General features: G+C 33.6%; 20 protein-coding genes. 14 read left to right on the top strand and 6 right to left on the bottom strand.

The features are described from left to right. Window positions 1–1,113: an NAD(P)/FAD-dependent oxidoreductase gene (locus tag LG402_RS10110; protein ID WP_227336892.1), complete on the bottom strand. Its 1,113-nt coding sequence runs from the start codon at window positions 1,111–1,113 to the stop codon at window positions 1–3. A gap of 546 nt (window positions 1,114–1,659) precedes the next feature. On the opposite strand from LG402_RS10110, the gene leuE reads away from it, so the two are divergent. Beyond that, window positions 1,660–2,307: a leucine efflux protein LeuE gene (leuE, locus tag LG402_RS10105; protein ID WP_072068106.1), complete on the top strand. Its 648-nt coding sequence runs from the start codon at window positions 1,660–1,662 to the stop codon at window positions 2,305–2,307. An 83-nt stretch (window positions 2,308–2,390) separates the two neighbouring features. Here the strand turns inward: leuE and LG402_RS10100 are convergent, their stop codons facing one another. Then, window positions 2,391–3,413, bottom strand: a complete 1,023-nt coding sequence (locus LG402_RS10100; RefSeq protein ID WP_227336891.1) for a methyltransferase — start codon at window positions 3,411–3,413, stop codon at window positions 2,391–2,393. Between the two features lie 374 nt (window positions 3,414–3,787). On the opposite strand from LG402_RS10100, the gene LG402_RS10095 reads away from it, so the two are divergent. From LG402_RS10095 to yqfB, 3 genes are all read left to right on the top strand, one after another. Then, complete coding sequence (locus LG402_RS10095; RefSeq protein WP_109408197.1) at window positions 3,788–4,396, top strand: DNA-3-methyladenine glycosylase family protein; 609 nt, start codon at window positions 3,788–3,790, stop codon at window positions 4,394–4,396. A 77-nt stretch (window positions 4,397–4,473) separates the two neighbouring features. Continuing rightward, the gene (ada, locus tag LG402_RS10090; RefSeq protein ID WP_227336890.1) at window positions 4,474–5,322 is read left to right on the top strand and encodes a bifunctional DNA-binding transcriptional regulator/O6-methylguanine-DNA methyltransferase Ada; all 849 of its coding nucleotides are present in this window, start codon (window positions 4,474–4,476) and stop codon (window positions 5,320–5,322) included. 61 nt (window positions 5,323–5,383) lie between these two features. Then, complete coding sequence (gene yqfB / locus LG402_RS10085; protein WP_166541201.1) at window positions 5,384–5,704, top strand: N(4)-acetylcytidine aminohydrolase; 321 nt, start codon at window positions 5,384–5,386, stop codon at window positions 5,702–5,704. 58 nt (window positions 5,705–5,762) lie between these two features. Here the strand turns inward: yqfB and LG402_RS10080 are convergent, their stop codons facing one another. After that, entirely contained in the window at window positions 5,763–7,511 is a 1,749-nt protein-coding gene (locus tag LG402_RS10080; protein WP_227336889.1) for an ABC-F family ATP-binding cassette domain-containing protein, read from the bottom strand. Between the two features lie 765 nt (window positions 7,512–8,276). Here LG402_RS10080 and ddlA point away from each other — a divergent pair. Next, on the top strand, window positions 8,277–9,377 hold the full coding sequence (ddlA, locus tag LG402_RS10075; protein ID WP_109408201.1) for a D-alanine--D-alanine ligase: 1,101 nt from the start codon (window positions 8,277–8,279) through the stop codon (window positions 9,375–9,377). Window positions 9,378–9,443: 66 nt separating this feature from the next. Here the strand turns inward: ddlA and LG402_RS10070 are convergent, their stop codons facing one another. After that, window positions 9,444–10,331 carry a DMT family transporter gene (locus tag LG402_RS10070; RefSeq protein WP_227336888.1) on the bottom strand — a complete coding sequence of 296 codons (888 nt, stop codon included), beginning with the start codon at window positions 10,329–10,331 and terminating at the stop codon, window positions 9,444–9,446. Between the two features lie 161 nt (window positions 10,332–10,492). Here LG402_RS10070 and LG402_RS10065 point away from each other — a divergent pair, with 161 nt between their 5' ends. From LG402_RS10065 to LG402_RS10045, 5 genes are all read left to right on the top strand, one after another. Beyond that, window positions 10,493–11,827 (top strand): PLP-dependent aminotransferase family protein, encoded by a 1,335-nt coding sequence (locus tag LG402_RS10065; RefSeq protein WP_109408203.1) that lies wholly within the window; start codon window positions 10,493–10,495, stop codon window positions 11,825–11,827. Window positions 11,828–12,254: 427 nt separating this feature from the next. Then, window positions 12,255–12,632, top strand: a complete 378-nt coding sequence (locus LG402_RS10060; protein WP_227336887.1) for a lysozyme inhibitor LprI family protein — start codon at window positions 12,255–12,257, stop codon at window positions 12,630–12,632. Between the two features lie 194 nt (window positions 12,633–12,826). Continuing rightward, complete coding sequence (locus LG402_RS10055; protein ID WP_109408205.1) at window positions 12,827–13,360, top strand: carbapenem self-resistance protein CarG family protein; 534 nt, start codon at window positions 12,827–12,829, stop codon at window positions 13,358–13,360. Between the two features lie 218 nt (window positions 13,361–13,578). Continuing rightward, the gene (locus LG402_RS10050) at window positions 13,579–14,379 is read left to right on the top strand and encodes a MetQ/NlpA family lipoprotein (RefSeq protein ID WP_166541205.1); all 801 of its coding nucleotides are present in this window, start codon (window positions 13,579–13,581) and stop codon (window positions 14,377–14,379) included. Window positions 14,380–14,641: 262 nt separating this feature from the next. Then, window positions 14,642–15,925 (top strand): cystathionine gamma-synthase family protein, encoded by a 1,284-nt coding sequence (locus LG402_RS10045; protein WP_109408207.1) that lies wholly within the window; start codon window positions 14,642–14,644, stop codon window positions 15,923–15,925. A 65-nt stretch (window positions 15,926–15,990) separates the two neighbouring features. Here the strand turns inward: LG402_RS10045 and LG402_RS10040 are convergent, their stop codons facing one another. Continuing rightward, a complete protein-coding gene (locus LG402_RS10040) occupies window positions 15,991–16,548 on the bottom strand; it encodes a GNAT family N-acetyltransferase (RefSeq protein ID WP_166541206.1) in 558 nt (185 codons plus the stop codon). 279 nt (window positions 16,549–16,827) lie between these two features. Here LG402_RS10040 and LG402_RS10035 point away from each other — a divergent pair, with 279 nt between their 5' ends. Next, complete coding sequence (locus tag LG402_RS10035; protein WP_227336886.1) at window positions 16,828–17,607, top strand: helix-turn-helix domain-containing protein; 780 nt, start codon at window positions 16,828–16,830, stop codon at window positions 17,605–17,607. A gap of 132 nt (window positions 17,608–17,739) precedes the next feature. Then, complete coding sequence (locus LG402_RS10030; RefSeq protein ID WP_072068090.1) at window positions 17,740–18,276, top strand: metallophosphoesterase; 537 nt, start codon at window positions 17,740–17,742, stop codon at window positions 18,274–18,276. A 191-nt stretch (window positions 18,277–18,467) separates the two neighbouring features. Here the strand turns inward: LG402_RS10030 and ydeE are convergent, their stop codons facing one another. After that, entirely contained in the window at window positions 18,468–19,655 is a 1,188-nt protein-coding gene (gene ydeE / locus LG402_RS10025) for an efflux MFS transporter YdeE (protein ID WP_109408211.1), read from the bottom strand. 304 nt (window positions 19,656–19,959) lie between these two features. On the opposite strand from ydeE, the gene accA reads away from it, so the two are divergent. After that, the gene (gene accA / locus LG402_RS10020) at window positions 19,960–20,922 is read left to right on the top strand and encodes an acetyl-CoA carboxylase carboxyl transferase subunit alpha (protein ID WP_109408212.1); all 963 of its coding nucleotides are present in this window, start codon (window positions 19,960–19,962) and stop codon (window positions 20,920–20,922) included. 78 nt (window positions 20,923–21,000) lie between these two features. Further along, window positions 21,001–21,888 carry a LysR family transcriptional regulator gene (locus LG402_RS10015; RefSeq protein WP_109408318.1) on the top strand — a complete coding sequence of 296 codons (888 nt, stop codon included), beginning with the start codon at window positions 21,001–21,003 and terminating at the stop codon, window positions 21,886–21,888. Window positions 21,889–21,890 lie beyond the last annotated feature (2 nt).

Raw genomic sequence — 21,890 nt, 5'->3', positions numbered from 1 at the left:
CTAGCTAAATCGTGATAAGCGATAAGGAGTTAATAAAGGATTCGCTTTTTCGTAAATCAGTTCTTGTGCAACCAATTTACATAATAAAGGTGACAACGTCACGGCGGCGTGCATAGTAACAAGATATAGTCCCTGATAAGGAGATATTTCTCCAATAATTGGCATTTCATCTTTAGGCATGGGTCTTTCACCAACAGTAACCTGTTCAATCGTTAGTTTACCTGTTTGCGTAAAATTATCATAAAAAGTCGCTTGTGCATGGAATGCAATGTGCTCAGGGTGATGTTCATCACTATTATCAATGTAATCCTCAGCCGCAATAATCTCATTTTGAGCAAAGTGACGTAACTCCATTTCTGGTGTTGAGATAATGCAAGGTAAAAACGGCGTTTCAGCATCTGTTGTTAATTTGAGTAAAATACTGGGTGATGCATATAAAGGTAAATTAATACTTTTTTCAGACAATAACGCTAAAGCGCCCACTCCCGCGGTTAAAATAACATGATCAGCATGCATTTTAATATTTTCTGTTTCTACACCAATAATGCGATGATCTTCTTCTATCAAACGAATGACTTCAGTGTTAGCTCTGTATTTTACGCCCATTTCTTGGGCTTGCCGTAATAATATGTCAATAACATGAAAAGGGTTCACAGCACCTTCATCACTTGCAAAAGCTGCTAGTTCAGGGGCTTTGGATAAGTTAGGTACTTTATGGATCAATTGTTCTTTATTTAATGCTTGGACATTAAAGCCAGCTTGGTGATGTGATTGAATAAATTGAGCAGTTTCTTTGTCAGAAGACATCCAACTTATTGCACCTGCCCAATCAATATTTAATTTTCCTTGAGTCTCTTTATCAAGTTCTCGCCAACAATGGATCGCTTCTGCTCGTAATTGTTGATAAGCATCTGGTCGCCCATAAGAGACATTTAGCCAAGCAAATGAAGCACTTGTTGCACCAGCTCCTGCATTGGTTTTATCTAATAAGATAATCTGCATGTTACTCATTTTCGCAAGATACCAAGCTTGCATTACACCAACTATACCAGCACCAACAATAATAATTTTCTTTTGTGTTTTTTGAGATAGCGATGAGGCGCTTATATCCATTTTATTCTCTTAACGGTAATAGGAAGTAAGGTAATTTTTATGCTAAATATAAAAAACAACACAGAATAATGGTTTTGAGAAAAATAATCTTATTTATCCTCTCACTTTTTGTGCTAATACATTCAATGATGCATTTATAAAAATCATTATTTTTCATAAAGATATTGACTGTTATTGCTTTTATTTTGACAACATTGGGTAGATGCAGATCACAAAAGGAATAAAAAACCATAACACAAAATAAACAATGGGATATTACTTCTTATATTTGTCTTTTTTATAGTTTATAAGACTATAATTATTTTTTATTTTGAATTTTATCACTGTTTAAATTTTAATTTCAGCATCATACTATAACGCACAGTCAAACTAGTTTTTTAATCCAATATGAATAAGTAAAAAAGACTTACAAACTGCTTTTTATTAACAAAAGCAGAGCAATTAACTTATTTTTAGTTTATATAAAGATTATTGTTTTACAAAAAAATTATTGTGGATATGATAGCTCATATATTCAGCATGTTATTTTTTTAAAAAAGGCGTCGTATGTTAGAAAGTATCGGTATTTCAAATATTTGGACATACCTTTTAGGCGTTATTTTTATTACCTTAGTACCTGGTCCAAACTCGATTTTCGTCCTTACTTCCAGTGCGAAGCATGGGGTAAAAGGGGGGTATAAAGCCGCTCTTGGTGTTTTTACGGGTGATGCATTATTAATCTTTTTGGCGTTTTTGGGGGTAGCTTCATTAGTCAAGACTTCACCCGTTTTCTTTATTGTTATTAAATATGCAGGTGCTCTTTATTTAACCTATTTAGGTTTGAAGACATTATATGCAACGTTTCACAAGAAAAAAGAAACAACTGAACAAGTATCAGAAGTGGCAATCAAAGCAAAAGATGGTCTTTATGTTAAAGCTCTATTTTTAAGTATGCTTAATCCTAAAATGATCATTTTTTATGTCTCTTTCTTTATTCAGTTTATTGATCCTAAATATGAAAATGCGGGTGTTCCATTTTTTGTATTAGGTGCAATTTTAGAAACATGTAGCATGATTTATTTATCAATTCTTATTTTTGGCGGAGTGGCTATTACTAATAAAGTAAAACATAACAAACGATTAGCATCATTATCAAATAGTTGTATAGGTGCGGTGTTCTTACTTTTTGGTGCCAAACTTGCTTTAACAGCGTAAGAATATAGTTATAGTTTTAGTTAAAAAGGTCACTATAAAGTGACCTTTTTTGATCTCTCTAATTTGTTAGAGAAAAGATTTTATTATTTGATAACTACTTCTAATATTGAATTATATGTCTCTGTTTTGATAAATTTATTAATTTTTAAATCCGCTTTATCTAATAACTTAATAAACTCTTCTTCAGTGCGCTCTCCTGATTCAGGAAACGCACTTACACAAAGTAGATCCATATATTTTGCAATGTCGGGAATATTCTTCTTAAAAACGACAGGTTCAATAATAAGTATTTTTGAATCTTCTTTCATTGCCTCACGGAAATTTTTAAATATTTTAATGACACTTTCATCATCCCAATCATGAATAATATACTTAATTAAATAAATATCTGATTCAGGGTATTTACCAAATAAATCTCCAGGAACTAATTTCCAGCGGCTATCATCACCTAACTCTACTAATTTAGTGCGTTCTAATACATGTTGACGATCAAATAACTGACCTTTTAAAGTTGGATTATTTTTTAATACTTCTAATAATAATCCTCCTAAACCTCCTGCAATATCAGTAACAATTTTATTTTCAGGAAATTCATAATATTTAATAATGAAGTAATTTTCTATTTTTGAAAGTGAGCTCATGCCTGCCTGAAAATCATGATCTTCTCTTGTATTATCTTGCCAGTATTGATAAAAGGACATTCCATACAAGTTTTCAAAAGCTGGGTTACCTTGCACTGATTCGGTTATATCGCCGACAGGTCGCCATAATGTCTCATTCGTTAACATTAATACGGCATCACGTAAGCTATATTCGTGATCACTTAATAAAAATTGCCCTGCAGGAGCAAGAGAATAATTAAGATTTTCAGATTCATAAAGTATGTTCTCTGATGCTAGCATTCTTAATATTCTATTTAAAACTGAAGGAATAGAGTTTGTTTCTTCTGCAATCTCATTGATATTTTTAGGACCGTCTTTCAATAAATCAGCAATTTTTAATTTAGCAGCAACTCTTAACGCACCAGGTACGGTAAAACTCATTGATTTTTTCATTAAATCTAAAGCTGCTGATTTGTTTTTTAAATTCAAAGTGCTATTTATCATATTAAACCTTATAATTAGATGTAATTAATAATTAATATAGAAAACTATTAAAGCAAATAAATTATAGATGATAATTTAATATTTTTTATTTTATATTTCATTTTTAAACTTAATTGTTTTTAATTATAATAATATTTATGTTCTATTATCATATAACAAAACAAGTTCCTCTTGTTAATGTAACAATATGAAAATATATTAATTTAATTATTTAATATCTTTTTATTCTATTGATAGAACAGTAATGTTTACGCTAGGCAATTGTTACTATCTTATTAGTTCTACATAAAGGAAAAAGCAAAAAATGGAGTGCATAGTATCTCTACTTTCACGTTATACTAATTTTAATGTTTCCAGTTTATCTGAGTGAATTTATGTACTTCCAATATGGTGAAAAAGAGATAAAAACCTTAAAGCAGCGTGATAAGCGTTTAGCTGCACTCATTGAAAGAATGGGGGATATTAAGCGTCCTATTACACCTGATTTATTTACAGCATTAGTTAAAAATATTATCGAACAACAGATTTCTGTTTCTGCTGCAATAACGGTGCATCAAAGGCTATTGAATTTATGTGAAGGTGTCTATACACCAGAACGTATTAGTATATTAACTGAACAAGAAATTCAGCAATGTGGTATGACAATGCGCAAAGCAGGTTATATTATTGGCATTGCAAACTCAGTAATCTCTGGGGAATTAAAATTAAATAAAATTCCTGATATGACAGATAAAGAGGTTATTGATACTTTAATTCAATTAAAAGGTATTGGGGTTTGGACAGCAGAAATGCTATTAATTTCTTCACTTAATCGGCCAGATATTTTGAGTTGGGGAGATTTAGCTATTCAACGTGGGATTATGCGTCTTTATCGTCATAAAACATTAGATAAAACACGTTTCGAACGCTACCGAAAACGCTATTCACCCTACGGTTCTACGGCATCACTTTATTTATGGGCATTATCTAAAGAGCCAGAGTAATTGAGCAATAAACGGAGTTCTTTATTCATTATGTCTGCTGATAATAGCCATAATTCCGCATTTAAAGGACTACCATAATGGAAAGTAAACATAATCAACTTATTGAGCAAGCTTGCCGTTTTATTGAAAAAAACAACGGTGATGTTTCACTAGCTCGTATTGCTGAGCATGTTATGGCAAGTCCATATCATTTTCATCGTTTATTTAAATCAACGATGGGGATCACGCCAAAAGATTATGCTAATGCTTATCGCCAAAAATTAATAAAAAAAGCATTGGTTCAAGATGGCAGTATTACAGATGCGATTTATCAATCAGGCTTCAATGCTAATAGCCGTTTTTATGAAAATGCAGCTGCAATATTAGGAATGACGCCAACAAATTGGCGTACAGGCGGTAAGAATATTGCTATCTTTTTTGCAATTGCATTGTGCTCTTTAGGTAATATTCTTGTGGCTCAAAGCGAAAAGGGGATTTGCGCTATTATGCTAGGAGATGATGCAGAACAGTTATTAAAAGATTTACAAAAACAATTTCCTCTTGCTGAATTAATTGGTGCAAATAAAGAATTTGAACAAATAATAGCCCAAGTTATCGGTTTTATTGAATTACCCAAACAACCGCTATCTTTACCTCTTGATATTCAAGGTACTGTTTTTCAACAAAAAGTATGGCAGGCATTATTAGATATCCCTTTCGGCAGTACTATGACATATCAAGAAATTGCCAATAATATAGGTTCCCCTAAAGCATATCGTGCGGTAGCAAATGCCTGTGCAGCTAATAAACTTGCTGTGGCGATACCTTGTCATCGTGTTATTCGCCAAAATGGTGATTTATCAGGTTATCGTTGGGGAATTGAGCGTAAAGCTAAGTTACTTCAGGTGGAGGCATTAAATAACTCGCCAATAGCCAAAAAAGAGTAAAGAGTAGTTATTGCATGATAAGATAATTAGTAATTTATCAATAAGTATATGAGTTAATATTATGTCGGCAATACCAACAGAAATTACTTTTTTTGAACGTTTAATTCCTTCTATTCTTGAAGAAAAAAAAGTGATTACCATCCGAGATGAAAACGAAAGTGATTACAAACCAGGAAGCATTGTTGAATTATTTGCTAACGAACATCGCACTTACTATGGAAAATTGAAAATCATAGCGGTATCGCCTTTATGCTATGATGATATTAATGAGTATCACGCACAACAGGAGGGTATGACACTTCCTGTGTTGAAAGCGCTTATCAAAGATATTTATCCGACAATTCAGTCTTTATATCTTATTGAATATGAATTAGTAAAATAAGAACAATAAAAAAGGATCACGATGTGATCCTTTTTGTTTAAACAAAATCCTATCTATCTTAAATCAATTTAAGTGCATGTTTTAGCTTGCTAATCTCTAATTTCCATTGAGTTTGCAAAGCCGGTTTTTGATGACTTGTTTTACGCGCTAAATCAGCCTCTAACTTATCTTCTAGCTCAATTAACTTAAAGAGTTTTTTATCATCATCATCATGTGAAACTAATGGCATTGATGAGATATTCTGCGAGTTATTGAGTTTATCCATTAGCAGAACTTCTGGTATTTCTTCTTCTGAAATAAGCTGATAAATGGCTTCAATATCATGATGTTCTGTTAAGACACCGTTGTGAATATACCAAAAACGATTACAGCTATTTTCAATCAATTCTCTATCATGGCTAACTAATAAAACACCACCAGGAAATTGACTGATCTGTTCAGCTAATGCTTTTTTACCTTCCATATCAATATGGTTAGTGGGTTCATCCAGCATAAGAAAAGAATACTTAGCTAAACTTAGTCCAACAAATAATAAGCGAGCGCGCTCACCACCACTTAATGTACTAATTTTTTGCCCATGTCTAGTATAAACAAAGCCTGCACTAATCAGTGCCATTTTACGTTGTTCATCTGTTAATGGAGCAAACGGTTTTAATGCATCAGAAAGAGTATCATTATCAATTAATTGAGCAATTTTTTGATCGTAATAGCCCAGCTCAACACGAGGATGCAACCTTATTTCACTTTGTTCATTTTCTTTAACTGAACTAAGTGACCAGATCATCTTCAATAGTGATGATTTTCCGGTTCCATTAGCACCGATTATTGCCACCCGATCACCACTTTTGATACGCTGATTTTCGACAGTGTATAAAGTTGGAGTGTTTTCAGCAGGAATAACAGCGAGCTGATTTAATTCACAAAGTCTATCCGCTCGTAACGTCGTTCCAGAAAATTGTAATATCCATTGATTTCCGTCCGTTACTTCAGTTTGTTCATCTTTTAAACGAACGATATGTTTTTCCATCTGTTTGGCTTTACGAGATAAATTTTCGTTATCATAAATGTGACCCCATATTGCGAGTTGTTTTGCACTTTGGGCTATTCTATCTATCTCTTTTTGTTGTGCATTATGACGATGTTGTGCACTAATATCTTGCTCTTCTTGCGCCACTCTAGCTTGAGAGCAGGGTAAACGAAAAATAGATAGCGATTTATCACGAATGATCCATGTACAATTCGTTACGTTGTCTAATAACGTATTATCATGTGAAACCAAGATAAAACTACCACGCCACTGTTTTAAAAATGTTTCTAACCATAAAATAGTCGGCAAATCGAGATGATTACTCGGCTCATCAAGTAATAATAAATCAGGCTCGATAATTAACGCTCTCGCTAATAATAAACGAGTGTGTTGACCACCACTTAATTGTGAAACAAGTAGATCTTTCTCGTGAAGTTTAAATCCCATTTCACTTAGCAATAACTCAGCTCGCCAGCCTTCAGATAATCTGTATTCTTCAGGAAGTTTATGAAGTACAGCATCCATTAATGTCATTGGCTGTAGCTCTTGGGGAAGGTGTTGCTCTATATAGGCCATTACGGTTTGATTAGCAATGGAAATAACGCCTTCATTCGGTGTTAATTGATGTGATAAAAGTTTTAATAATGTACTTTTTCCACAGCCGTTATGGCCAATTAAACCAATTTTTTCACCTTTAATTAGAGCTAAAGAAATATTATTTAATAACAAACCGTAGTTATTATGGAAAGACAGATTTTGTGTAGATAATAATGTGCTCATAGCTTACTCATTTTTAGGCGTAGCAACGCCTTGGGTAATATCTTGCGATAACCCTGTAAGCTGAGGAGAGGTAATAGTTAACGTCGCTCAGGCAGGTTAGCGCAGTAAAATACTGTGAGAGCCTGAGCTGTGGCGATTACCAAAGAAGTGTGAGTATTCAATAAGATCACACAAAAGCATAATTAGCCTCCTTCTCTAAGTTTAAAAGTTAATCGGTAATGTAATTCTATCAAGATAGATTTCTGATATGCAATCCTGCAAGAAAAACAAAAGGTATCATTTTGTGTGAAAGTCCGCTATTTAAGCGGACTTAAGATAATGACGAACAAATAAAGAACAATTTCTATCTATTATCGGTATTCGTTGATTGGCGTGAGGTAGAGCTATTTTATCTAAAGAAAAATGAACTTGCTGTGACAGCTCAGAACATCACGATGATATTCACGCTTAATTCCTTTACGTCCTATCAAGTTAATAAGTTCTTTTTCTCATAATAGCGGATTGCTAAAGAAACAATACCCGTTGTTTTTACAACCTCGGTAATATCCATTTCAATCGATTGTTTTATATCAGACATGGCATTTAGCTTATGCGAATAACTTTGTTGTTATCGCTTTAAAGAGTGATGTTTTTACACTCTAAATCATAGAATTTCATCATTTTATCGTGATTTTTCGCAGATAAGAACTATCTACCTACATTGGGGGTTTTTATCATGATATATTGCTACCTATTCGCTATAGCTGTCCTATAAAAGGTTAGAAAATGAGTAAATTAAGAGTCGCTATTATTTTTGGTGGAAAATCCACAGAACATCAAGTTTCATTACAATCAGCAAAAAATATTATTAATGAATTAGATCGAACGAAATTCGACCTTTGCTTAATCGGTATTAATGAACAAGGCCAGTGGCATGAATATTCAGAAGCTGACTATCTACTCAATAGCGATAATCCTAAAACTATCTCATTAAGTAATCCGTTAAGAGCAGTTGCAATTATTCCAGGTAGTGAAAAAAATCAATTCATTTCTTTAGAAGACGGCCAAGCACTTCCTCAAATTGATGTTGTCTTTCCAATTGTCCATGGCGCTTATGGCGAAGATGGTACATTGCAAGGTTTATTACACATGATAGATATGCCGTATGTTGGCCCAAATATCATGAGTTCCGCTGCTTGTATGGATAAAGACATCACTAAACGCCTTCTTGATGGCGCGGGATTAGCGGTCGCACCGTTTATTACGATCATGGCGCATCAAATTGATGATATTCCTTACAACGAAATGGTTCGTCAATTAGGGCTTCCTTTATTTATTAAGCCTGCGAATCTAGGTTCTTCTGTAGGAATAAGCAAAGTTAATAATGAAGAAGAATTTAATGCAGCATTAGCAATGGCATTTGAGTATGATCTTAAAGTTATTGTTGAAAGTGCTATTGTGGGTCGTGAAATTGAATGTGCCGTTTTAGGTAACGAAAATCCTGAAGTCAGCCCGTGTGGCGAGATCGTACTAAACGATGCTTTCTATGCCTATAACACAAAATACATTGATGACGATGGTGCAAAAGTCGTTGTTCCAGCAATAATGAACGAAGATACTAGTTTACATATTCGCCAAGTGGCATTAAAAGCATACCGTGTTCTTAATTGCTTAGGTATGGCTCGTGTTGATGTATTCTTAACTCAAGATAACCGAGTTGTGATTAATGAAATAAACACATTGCCAGGGTTTACAAATATCAGTATGTATCCAAAATTATGGCAAAGTGCTGGTTTAGGCTATCAGTCGTTAATTACTAAATTAATTGAGTTAGCACTGGATCATCATAAAAAAACGGCTGCTTTGAAAACGAAGTGTGAACTTTAATTAAAATGAAAACACGCTAAATAAAAATATTTAGCGTGTTTTTTAGCTTTAAGTCATTGATATTAATCAAGCATATTTTCGTGAGCCCGCAACGCAAAAAATAACACCAACGGTTACAAGCAACATCAATAAATTGACAGATTCATGAAGTAATACAGCCGCTAAACCTAATCCAAAGAAGGGTTGTAATAATTGAAGCTGTCCTACAGCTGCGATCCCACCTTGTGATAATCCTTTGTACCAAAATATAAAACCAATCAACATACTAAAAAGTGAAACATAACCTAATCCAGTCCATGCAGAAAGGCTAATTTTTGTTAGTTCTTCTGGCATAAGAATAAAGCTAAGAATAAGCATTGGAGGCAATGATACAATTAAAGCCCAACAGATAACTTGCCAGCCACCTAGTTGTTTCGTTAATGTTGCGCCTTCTGCGTAACCTAAACCACAAACAATGACTGACGCTATCATTAATAAATCAGCACTGATAGATGATGCTCCACCTTGAGAAAGGGCATATCCCATCACTAATAAACTACCAACAATAGAAAAAAGCCAAAAAGTAGGACGAGGCTTTTCACCACCACGTATTACAGCAAAAATTGCCGTAGATAATGGTAATAAGGCCAGAAAAACGAGGGAGTGTGCGGATGTTATCTCTTGTAATGCAATAGCGGTTAACAGCGGAAAACCTACCACGACACCTAATGAAACGACTGTTAATGAAATCCATTGTTTAAATGTTGGTAATTTTTCTTTATATAACAACAACATTACTAAAGATAATAATCCAGCAATACTCGCTCTTGCTGCTGTTAGAAATAAAGGTTCAAAACCTAATACAGCAGCTTTTGTAGCAGGTAAAGATCCACTAAAAATTAGCATACCAATAAAGCCATTTATCCAACCATTAGTTTGCGTTTTTTGTTTTATTTGTTGCATACGATGTTCCATAATTATTATTAATTCTCTTTTAAAAACAAATGATTATATTTTTTACAATAGGAAGAAATATAAAATTCATTTTAAATAATTGTATCTATTATGTACTTGCTGAGTACTATCTTATGGGTCACAATCATGACAATCAAATAATTGTCATGGATACAATTTCTATGGTTCAGCCCCGTTATAAATCTTTAGTTGATAAATTGGCGAACGAAATACGTATAGGAAAATTATTACCTGGTACACGTTTACCCACACATCGACATTTGGCCGCAGAGCATAAAATGTCTCTTGCAACGGCAAGTCGTGTCTATGCTGAATTAGAAAATATGGGTCTAGTCATTGGTGAAACAGGAAGAGGAACATTTGTTCGTGAGTTATCACTTCCAACAAACCATGGAATAGAAAATCCTACGGCAACGGATATGTTGGATCTGAATTTCAATTATCCATCATTACCTATTCAAGCTGAATTATTACGCTCTGAACTAAAAAGATTATCAACTTCAGGTGAAATTGAATCATTACTTCGCTATCAACCACATAGTGGCAAATTACACGATAAAATAGTGATTTCCCAATACCTCAAAAATAAAAAAATCACCGTTGAACCTGAAAATATTATTATCACTAACGGTGCACAACAGGGTATTGCGATTACATTATTAGGTGTATTAAAACCTGGTGATGTCGTTGCTGTTGATGCATTAAGCTACCCAGGATTTAAATTAGCGGCATTAGCTCATCATTTGGAAATATTACCGATCCCCATAACACCTTTAGGAACAGATTTAGATAAATTAGAAGAACTATGTAAAAAAAGGGCAATTCGCGCACTTTATTGTATTCCTACACTACATAATCCAATGGGATGGGTATTAACATTAAAACAACGCCAACAATTAATTGTCTTAGCGCGAAAATACCACTTTATAATTATTGAAGATGCAACTTACGCTTTCTTAGTTCAAAAAGCACCGGCTCCCATTGTGACTTTAGCGCCAGAGATTACCTTTTATATTTCAGGATTTTCTAAAAATATTGCATCAGGGTTAAGAGTCGGTTTTATGGTTGCTCCTACAAAGACCATTGCATCATTAGAGCGAGCGATGAGAGTGACAACATGGAATACACCAGCATTGATGACATCGATTGTCTGTCAATGGGTTAAAGAGGGTGTTGTTGATAAATTAGAGAGATTATTACGCAAAGATGCACAGCAACGGCAAAAAATTGTCAGCGAAATCTTTGAAGGAATAGCTTATATTCATCATCCTACTTCTTACTTTTTATGGATCCCACTACCAGAAGAAATTAGAGCTGATAAAATTGTCGCTTCCTTACATCAATTACAAATATCTGTCGCCACTGCTGAACCTTATGCCACAACACCCCATATTCCTCATGCAATCCGTATCGCATTAGCTTCAGTTGAAATTAGTTTATTACGTGATGCACTAATAAAAATAAAGGATATTATTAAATATCACATTGATTTATGACTGTTACTAGATAGCAACCTAAACAAGCGCGGGTAAATGAGTAATACATAAAAGCTAAATTCATTAGCTATTTTAACGTGTTATATCAATAACTAAAAAATATAAAAAGCGTTCTATTTTGTTTAGTATTTTTTCAAATAACACTTATTGTTAAAGAAAAAAGGTATTTAGTTATCATTTTTTTAAATTTGTTTTAAATAAATATTTTTTATGAAGAAAATAACAGTATAATTACTAGGCATTAATATTTTAATCTTATTTTGATTGTCTTAAATAGAAAGATTTTGCATTATCTTCAAGTAATTGTTATATGATAAATATTGCTAAAATGATAAAGGTTTTACTTTATCCTCACCCCTTAAATTAAATATTAAAGGAGTGAAATGAATATTTTAGCGATGTTTTTAATCAAAAAATGGACGGTGCGATGAAAAAACTTATCCTATTAAGTGCAATATCTGGCGGTATACTCTTTTGGTCTATACATTTACAAGCAGATAACTTTGATTGTCGAAATGCGGCAACGCAAACTGAAATAAATCAATGTGTACATCAAGACTTTCAGCAGAAAGATGAAGAACTTAACCACATTTACCAGCAATATTACGCCAAGCTAGATAGCACTAGAAAAGAGCAATTAAAGCAAGCACAGTTAATATGGATTAATTTTAGAGATCTCTCTTGTCAGTATGAAGCTGACTATTATCAAGGGGGGAGTTTAGCACCAATGGTATATAGCAGTTGCTTAAAAGATAAAACAAAAGAAAGAATTAATGATCTTAAAAATTATATTGCTTTATATTAAATAAAAAATTAAGCCTTAAAATCAAAAAAATCATTTTATAATAGTCAAATAAGTAAATTCATTAGCATGGAAATATTTCATAAGTGATATAATTGTAAATTCTGTATTATTTTGAAACACAAAACTCCTTGACTAATCATTGCCACAAAGTAGTCTGATGCTCAAGTAATAAGCAAAAAAAAGAAGCGAATACAATGAATAAGATATTAAAACTTGGGCTAGGATTACTTTTTGCATCATTACCTTTCACTTCAATATCATCTGAAATTAAACTCGAATATGGAGTAAATCTTATCGATTTTAATGGTGATGGTGTTCCTGATGTCGTGGTTAAGTCTCGACGCTCATTAAATGATTCATCATCTTTTGATATGACGACCGTTTATATCAAAGGTAGCGATCAAAAAGTGTATATTGTCCCATCCATATATTCTAATGCATTAAGTCTTTATAACAATAAGATTAAAGGTACTAATATCACTATTTCTGATTTTGAATTCATTGAAAAAAAAGGTCGGGTTGTATTGTTAAGTGCTGAAAAAGTAGGAAATAATTTACAACAACCAACTCCGATTCGTTTTTCTAGTTATGAAATATCAGAAAAGAAACAAGGGGATGAAATTCAGTTCAAATGGCAATTTAATACTTATTGTGTCACTGAATTATCCTATCTTAGTGTTGAAGACTCATATTCTGATGCTTGTATAAATAAAATTATCAATGAATAAATCTACAATTTGCTAACAAACACATCACATTTTAATGTGTTATTTTTTTATTTTATAAAACAATGAATTGTAAGAAGACAAAGAATATTCCTTTCTTTATATTCATTGAGTACTTGTATCATTTCTTTTTCCTTGTTATTAATCTACTGTTAGGATATTTCTTAATCAAAATGATATTAATAGTGCTGTTCTTATCGGGGGCTGTTTAAGAGGGAAATATGAAGGAGATTATTACGGGTTTACTTCTAGCCTCAATATCACTATTTACCGTATCTTGTTCACAAGAAGATACACATAAGGTAAAGGTGGCAATTAATACAGGACCTGATCAAGTGATTTGGGATGAAGTTATTCGTTTAGCGAAATTAACAGAAGGGTTAGACGTTGAAGTTGTCGCTTTTAATGATTATGTACTTCCTAATAAGGCATTAAATAATAAAGAAGTTGATGCGAATGCATTCCAATCCATTCCTTACCTTCAAACGCAAATGAAAGAAAATAGTTATAAATTTCATATCGCGGGTAAAACTTATATTTTTCCTTTAGCAGCATACTCTAAAAAAATTAGCGATATAAATGAGTTACAATTAGGATCTCTTGTTGCTATCTCAAATGAAGCCAGCATGAGAGGCCGAGCACTTCTATTATTAGCAGAAAACCATCTTATTACTCTCAATGAGAATGTTGGTTTCACCCCAACATTGGATGACATAATCTATAACCCTAAAGAAATTAAGTTTATTGAAGTCGATACGCCACAGCTCACTGAAGCACTAAATGATCCAGCAATTACAATGGCGATTATTAATAATAACTTTTCGTCTCAAATTGGGTTAATTGCAACTCGTGATGGATTAATTCTAGAAAATAAAAACTCACCTTATGCCAATGTTATCGTAACCCGCGAAGATAACAAAGATGATGAAAATATAAAGAAGTTGATTTCAGTACTTCACTCACGACAAATCGAGTTGAAGTTTAAAGAAATGTATAAAGGTGATGCAGTAAGAGCATGGTAACGTCTTAACTTAAAGATAGAGAGAATGCTTTTTGTCTTTAAGTTTTTATTATTTTTCCCCTAGAATGTTCCACTCTTATTTGGTGTGTTTTCTTGGCTAAATATCACTCAATTCTTATAATTTCATTATTAATCCTTATTTTTATTCCTAATTTCGCTATTTTCATATAACTGCTAGTTTTTATACTTTATAAAACATTCTAACAACATGAATTTTTTTCAGTATGATAACTCATCCTCCATTACACAGAAGAAATAAAAAAATGGCTGACTCTCAACTAAAAAAACAATATATCGGTGAACACAAACTATCTCCTGAAACACTTATGATGAGTTATGGATATGATCCATTACTTTCTGAAGGTTCAGTAAAACCGCCAGTATTTTTAACATCGACCTTTATTTTTAAAAGTGCAGAAGAAGGCAAAGCTTTCTTTGATACAGTAAGTGGAAGAAAACCTTTACCTGAAGGTGAAAAAGCAGGTTTGGTTTATTCTCGTTTTAATCAGCCCAATAGTGAGATTGTTGAAGATAGACTTGCTGTGTATGAAAATACACAATCTTGTGTATTATTCTCTTCAGGTATGTCAGCAATCACCACAACATTAATGGCCTTAACTCAGCCTGGAGATGTCATTTTACACTCTCAACCTCTTTATGGTGGAACAGAGACATTAATTGCAAAAACACTTGCTAAATTTGGTATTCAAGCCACTCCATTTACTGACGGATTAAACCTTTCTCTGATCCAAGCACAAGCCGATAACGCTAGCCAAAAAGGGCGTGTTGCCGTTATTTTTGCAGAAACTCCTGCAAACCCAACTAATTCATTAGTCGATATTAACGCATTAAAAATTGTTGCTGATAAACTAGAAGAAAAGCAGGGCTATCGTCCCATTATTGTTTGTGATAACACATTACTTGGCCCAGTTTATCAACACCCAATTGAGCAAGGGGCGGATATATCTGTTTATTCTTTAACTAAATATGTTGGTGGTCATTCGGACTTAGTTGCTGGTGCTGCAATGGGCTCTCGTGAACTAATTAATCAAATCCGATTACTACGAGGAGCAATAGGAACACAACTTGATCCTCATTCTTGTTGGATGCTTGGACGCTCTTTAGAAACACTACAAATTAGAATGGAAAAAGCGAACCAGAATGCTTTATTAGTTGCAGAGTTTCTGCGTGATCATGAAAAAGTAAAAGCTATTCACTATTTGCCTTTTGCAGATAAAAACTCAGTTGAAGGCCAAGTATTTGCAAAACAATGTACAGGTGCAGGTTCAACATTCTCATTTGATATTGTGGGTGGAGAGAGCGAAGCTTTCCGTTTTCTTAATGCTATGAAAATTTTTAAACTGGCAGTTAGTTTGGGAGGAACTGAGTCTTTAGCCTGCCATCCAGGCTCAACAACTCATTCTGGCGTGCCGATAGCATTACGTCATAATATTGGTATTCAAGACACTACCATTCGTTTATCTATTGGTATTGAAAATCCTCAAGATTTAATTGCTGATTTATCCCAAGCATTAGCAAGTGCTTAATTAAATAAGCTTATTAATATTAAAAAACACCAGGTAATGTAGATTTCATTATCTGGTGTTTTGGTTTAATAGGTCTGTTTTTGGATTTCAATCCATTCATCTTTAGTTAAGCGGCAAATATTTTCAACTTTCACTTCATCTAAAAATTCTGCGTATTGCTCTTCAATAATGTGATGAAATTTAAACCCACATTTTTCTTGTGCTTTTTGTGACTTATTATTATCAGCAAAATACCCACACCATAGATTATCTAACTCCAAAGTTTCAAAGCTATGGCGACTAATTTCTCTCACTGCTTCAGGAATTAAACCTTTCCCCCAGAACGGAACTCCAATCCAATAAGATACTTCAGCATCATTATCGCCTATCGAGAAATTACTCTCTTTAGCAAAAGATAGGCCCACTAAGCCGATAGCGCGATCATCATCGATTAATGTGACAGCATAAACTTCATTTCGCATAAATATAGTACGAATTATTTCAGCACTTTCTTCAACACTTTTATGAGTTGGCCAACCAGCGATAGGGCCAACTCGTTCATCTTTAGCGTATTCATACAGGCTTGGCGCATCAGAAAGTTTCCATGGCCGCAGTATGAGTCTTTCAGTTTTTAATGTTTTCATTTCAATCAATTTTCTTTTTTATCAATATGTTGCTATTTATCTTACGTTTTTAAGATATGTGCATTCTAAAGAAAAGAAATAAAAACCCGAATGGCATAAAAGAGGTAAAATCAGTACTTTTGAAAACTAAATTAAAGGAAATACTTGTTATTAACAGCAATATCATCAAATATAAAAACTATCAAATTAGAATAAAAAGAGAACAATAGATTTATGTTAAGCCAAGTATTGTCACAATTGAATACCACATCCCAACACGCCATTATGGGTGAAAGCGGTATGGCAAATGAAATTAATTACCCATTACCCTTATCTTATATCGTGGTTATGGTTTGCTTAGAAGGAAGGGCTGTAATTAATATTGGTTTTCAGAAACAGACGATTAAAGCGAATGATATTCTTATTTTAGGCGATGATATGATGACTGTTTTGAGTCAGAAATCAGCAAATTTTCGCTTATTTTATTGTTTTCTTGATAAATCTTTTGCTTCAGAAATTGCTTATTCTCTTTCTAATACTTTATTTGCCTTTCTCCATGAAAATCCCATTTGCTCCCCAAAAAAAGAGCAAGAAGAAGCCTTAAATAGATGGGTAGAGCAACTAAAATATATAGATAATCACTATTCTGAACATCGAAAATTGATGTTAAAAAACCATCTACAAAATCTCTTCTTTGCGATCACAGAATTAATACCAACACATTTTTCTATCGCTAAAAAAGAATTTAGTCGCAAAGAAAAGCTTTGTTGGCAATTTTGGGAGTTAATTGGAAAACATTGTTTAAAGCATAGAGAAGTTGCTTTTTATGCAAATTGTCTTAATATTACGCCGTTTTATTTATCACAAATAACAAAACAATTTTTTAATGATTCACCTAAGACGTTGATTAATCGTCAAGTTATTCTTGAAATAAAAGCATTATTAATGCACACTTCACTTTCAGTAAATGAGATATCAATAAAGCTTCATTTTGATGATCCTTCTTATTTATGCCGATATTTCAAAAGAGAGACGGGGCATTCTTTATCTGGTTACCGTAAACAACATCAACGACAATAAAACAGATGATATTGTATTTATTGTTCTATTTTTAGCTAAAGGAGGTAATTATGTTAAAAAAATATCACTATACAGACCGAGGGAAAATACTTTCTTAAGGTTAAGATTTTTATTACTTATTAAGAAATTACTATGATTTATTTTACTTCTGATACACATTTTTGCCATTCAAATATCCTCAACCTTTGTGATCGCCCTTTCAATAGTGTAAGCCATATGAATGATACATTAATCCATAACTGGAACGCTTATGTATCTGATCATGACGAAATCTATATTTTAGGTGATTTTCTCTATCGAGGAACAGGACAGGATGCCAACCGAATTTTACGTCGGTTAAACGGTAAAAAGTACCTTATCCGTGGAAATCACGACAAATTTCTCGATGATCCGGAATTTGATGCATCAGTATTTGAATGGGTGAAAGACTACTTTGAATTGGATTATAAAAAACGAAAAATTGTGATGTTTCATTATCCTATATTAGAATGGGGTGGTTTTTTCCGTGACGCTATTCATTTATATGGTCATGTACACAATTCACAAAAAGATCCAACTCAACGTAAACGTTTAGATGTTTTAGGAAAAAATGCAATTAATGTTGGTGTTGATGTCAACGATTTCTTCCCAATTAGCATTGAAACAATACTCAAAAGAACATCGAAATAATCTTACTTCTCGGTGTTTTTTATTTAAAACTCAATAAGGTAATGGTATTAACTAACCATGCAACTCAAGATTAAGAAGAAATATGCCTTACTTAATCCATTGTAGAAAAAAATAGAGACAAAATCAGTCATCTACAAACCATAAAAAAGACACCTTTAAGGTGTCTTTTTAGTTTGTGAAGTCTTCAGAAATTAGAGTGCAATAGCTCTTGTTTTACTGGCGTTCATTCCTTGGATCATACAAAACCAAGCCAATGCAGAAACGGCCATTAAAATTGCAAATAAAGAAATAGGAGGGAATGACGTTAAAATAAAACCGCTAGCTAATGGATTTAATGCTGCACCTAACCAACCTAATGACTGAGCAGAAAAATAACTTGCTTTCATTCCTAACGGTGCAATGTTATCAATCATCATATACTCACCGGGCGCATAAATTAACTCACCAAAAGTAAAGACGGCGATGGCTAATGCCCAAAATATTAAGTTATCACCCGCAAACATAAAGCCAAGTAAGCCAGTCATAAAAAATAACGTGCCTAAGGTCATTAATTTACGCAATCTATCGGCTGTAACATGCTTACCCACAATATATTGCAAAGAAACGACAATAGCGGCGTTTACAGGTAATACAACCGCAATAACGGACTCTGCTAATTTAGCGTCATAGACGACTAAGATATATTGCGAAATACATGATGCAAAAGAGCCAAATGTTAAAGTACCAAAAAAAGTCGAGAGCACAAACCAACTTAATGCTCTGTCTTTTAGCATTATTTTCGGATCCCATTTCACGCTATTTTCTTCACCAGTATTTATTGCTTTAGAACGCTGAACAAACAACTGGATCATAAAAAGTGGAACACTGGCAGAAATAGCAGCAAGCCAGAAGGGTAATTGTGTTCCATACATTAATAATAACGTGCCAATAGGCGGGCCGACCGTCCACCCCATATTGATAAAGGTATAGTTTAGCGAGAATATTTTAGGTTTCGCTGAAATCGATAAAGTTTCAGAAAAATAGGCTTTCAACACGGTTGAAAACACTAAATAGGAGCAGTTGATTACCGAGAAAAAAATAACCACTAAAACCGTACTATGAACCATAGGTATTGCAGCAAAGCCAAAGATGAACGTTATAATAGATAGCAACATATAACGTTTTTTCTCAAATTTATCCGCAAGCATCCCAAAGCCAAGGCTGAAAAAAATACCGGTTGTTAATGCAATGGACATGGCAATACCAATATCATCAACAGGTAATTGATATTCCCGTGATAAATAGATTGCCATAAACGGTAATGTTGCACCTCTTCCTATCGTAAGAAGCAGTGATGAAAACAGCAGTGCAGTTGTTGATCGTGTTTTTTTTGAGAACATATTATCTTTATTCTAATTATTTGTATTTTATGAAGTGTTTTATAATTTGCGCGATCTTTTACGGGTGCAAAAAGAACAAAATCGCACTGTGTATTAATACATGACTTAGTAATTACTGTATAGATTAAAATGAGAGAAAAAGCTCTTTTTAATCCTGTCTTTTTTCTTGCAGATCTTATAGTAAGATTTAATTATCCCATTTTTGATAATAGTGTTTATCAAATTCCTCTCTATCGCCATATTGTTATTTTTTCTAAACTGAGCTAATTATCGTTTTATTTACTGCATTAAATCCGAGGTCGTTATGTCTTTTATTCATCTTGAATTTGAAAAACCTATTGTTGAATTAGACGAAAAAATAGATGCATTGCTCACCTTTAAGCAATCTCAAGATGAACCCACAGGTATTAATTTAGATGAAGAGATTGCTCGTTTAAGACAAAAAAGTCTTTCGCTGACAAAATCTATTTTTACTGATTTAGGGGCTTGGGAAATAGTGCAACTTGCTCGTCATCCTATGCGCCCATATACCCTTGACTATATTAAAGCGATTTTTACTGACTTTCAGGAGTTAGCGGGTGATAGGGCTTATGCCGATGATAAAGCGATTGTGGCGGGTTTAGCTCGATTAGACAAAATGCCAGTCATGGTGATTGGGCAACAAAAAGGCCGTGATACAAAAGAGAAAATTCTTCGCAATTTTGGTATGCCATCACCAGAAGGTTATAGAAAAGCATTACGTTTAATGAAAATGGCTGAACGTTTTCATCTACCCGTTATTATTTTTATTGATTCTGCGGGAGCTTATCCTGGCGTTGGTGCTGAAGAACGAGGGCAAGCAGAAGCCATTGCTCGTAACATTCTTGAAATGTCACGATTAAAAACACCGATTATTTGCACTATTACTGGTGAAGGATTTTCTGGCGGAGCGCTCGCAATTGGTGTCGGTGATAAAGTTAATATGTTGCAATACAGCACTTATGCGGCAATTTCACCAGAAGGCTGTGCTTCTATTTTATGGAAAAGTTCTGATAAAGCGCCAATAGCGGCAGAAACAATGGGAATGACGGCACCTAAATTACAATCATTAGGCATTATCGACGCTATTATTCCTGAGCCATTAGGTGGTGCTCATCGTGATCATCAACAAGCGGCTGAATTTCTTAAACAACAATTATTAACCGACTTAGCCTTATTAAAAAGCTATTCAACCGAAGAGCTTTTAGATAAGCGTTATCAAAAACTCATGTCTCATGGTTACTGTTAATTATTAACGAGAGAAAAGAAAATGAATGATACACTGCCTACATTAAGCAATAGAAATACAGTAGGCAGTGAATTATTTATGCAAATCGATCTTAATTTATTACGTATTTTTTCTGCCGTAGCCGAACAAGGACAATTTGCCGCGGCTGCTCGACTACTATCTATGCCTACTTCAAATATCAGTCGTGCAATTAAACAGCTTGAACAGCAACTCAATTGTAAACTTATTGATAGAACAACGCGAAAGATGCGCCTTACTGAACAAGGTAAATTACTCTATCAGCAAGGAAAGAAAACCTTAACTGAATTAGACAATGTTGTAAGTAACATCACCAGTGATGGCCCATTAACAGGAACATTCCGCTTAACCATTCCAAGTGAATATGGCAGCGAACTACTGGCTGATATTTTAGCTGACTTTGCCGTTCTTCATCCTAATTTACTTATTCAATGTGACACCCAATTAATGCCAAGAAATATCATTGATGATGATATGGATTTACTATTAACTTTTCATCGCGGAAATCTAGCAGATAGCAGTTACCATTCACGGTTAATTAAATCGTGGCGCAGTATTGTTGTTGCCTCTAATGAGTTATTAGAAAAAACAGGAGTTCCAACTCATATCGAACAATTAAGCCAAATGCCTTGTATTTCTAGTCTAAGTGCACTAGAAGGGCAACCTTGGATATTTCTTGATGAACATAAAAAACCAATAAAAGTTACTATTAATAGCCATTATCGAGTAAATAGCGCTATATTAGCGAGAGCTGCGGTATTAAAAGGATTAGGGTTTGCTATTTTAGCTGAGCATTGTTGCCTTGATGCAATTAAAGCAGGGAATTTGCGAGCGATTGAATTTCCTCAACAGCCCGCCAGTATCAATTTAATCGCAATATATGCAAGTCGTAGTACACTTTCTCGTAATATTGAATCTTTTCTTGAGTTTCTCACTCAACGTTTATAAAT

This window comes from Proteus sp. NMG38-2 (assembly GCF_020640995.1).
Taxonomy (GTDB): domain Bacteria; phylum Pseudomonadota; class Gammaproteobacteria; order Enterobacterales; family Enterobacteriaceae; genus Proteus.
Note: the sequence above shows the minus strand (reverse complement) of the source record. Positions and strands in the feature narration are given on the sequence as shown.

Coding starts and splice junctions, on each gene's coding strand:
- LG402_RS10080 (WP_227336889.1), bottom strand. CDS start 7,511: ATGAGCACATTATTATCTACACAAAATCTGTCTTTCCATAATAACTAC.
- LG402_RS10050 (WP_166541205.1), top strand. CDS start 13,579: ATGAAGGAGATTATTACGGGTTTACTTCTAGCCTCAATATCACTATTT.
- leuE (WP_072068106.1), top strand. CDS start 1,660: ATGTTAGAAAGTATCGGTATTTCAAATATTTGGACATACCTTTTAGGC.
- accA (WP_109408212.1), top strand. CDS start 19,960: ATGTCTTTTATTCATCTTGAATTTGAAAAACCTATTGTTGAATTAGAC.
- LG402_RS10040 (WP_166541206.1), bottom strand. CDS start 16,548: ATGAAAACATTAAAAACTGAAAGACTCATACTGCGGCCATGGAAACTT.
- LG402_RS10065 (WP_109408203.1), top strand. CDS start 10,493: ATGGTTCAGCCCCGTTATAAATCTTTAGTTGATAAATTGGCGAACGAA.
- LG402_RS10060 (WP_227336887.1), top strand. CDS start 12,255: ATGAAAAAACTTATCCTATTAAGTGCAATATCTGGCGGTATACTCTTT.
- LG402_RS10070 (WP_227336888.1), bottom strand. CDS start 10,331: ATGGAACATCGTATGCAACAAATAAAACAAAAAACGCAAACTAATGGT.
- ydeE (WP_109408211.1), bottom strand. CDS start 19,655: ATGTTCTCAAAAAAAACACGATCAACAACTGCACTGCTGTTTTCATCA.
- yqfB (WP_166541201.1), top strand. CDS start 5,384: ATGTCGGCAATACCAACAGAAATTACTTTTTTTGAACGTTTAATTCCT.
- LG402_RS10045 (WP_109408207.1), top strand. CDS start 14,642: ATGGCTGACTCTCAACTAAAAAAACAATATATCGGTGAACACAAACTA.
- LG402_RS10110 (WP_227336892.1), bottom strand. CDS start 1,113: ATGGATATAAGCGCCTCATCGCTATCTCAAAAAACACAAAAGAAAATT.
- ada (WP_227336890.1), top strand. CDS start 4,474: ATGGAAAGTAAACATAATCAACTTATTGAGCAAGCTTGCCGTTTTATT.
- LG402_RS10035 (WP_227336886.1), top strand. CDS start 16,828: ATGGCAAATGAAATTAATTACCCATTACCCTTATCTTATATCGTGGTT.
- LG402_RS10100 (WP_227336891.1), bottom strand. CDS start 3,413: ATGATAAATAGCACTTTGAATTTAAAAAACAAATCAGCAGCTTTAGAT.
- ddlA (WP_109408201.1), top strand. CDS start 8,277: ATGAGTAAATTAAGAGTCGCTATTATTTTTGGTGGAAAATCCACAGAA.
- LG402_RS10095 (WP_109408197.1), top strand. CDS start 3,788: ATGTACTTCCAATATGGTGAAAAAGAGATAAAAACCTTAAAGCAGCGT.
- LG402_RS10015 (WP_109408318.1), top strand. CDS start 21,001: ATGCAAATCGATCTTAATTTATTACGTATTTTTTCTGCCGTAGCCGAA.
- LG402_RS10055 (WP_109408205.1), top strand. CDS start 12,827: ATGAATAAGATATTAAAACTTGGGCTAGGATTACTTTTTGCATCATTA.
- LG402_RS10030 (WP_072068090.1), top strand. CDS start 17,740: ATGATTTATTTTACTTCTGATACACATTTTTGCCATTCAAATATCCTC.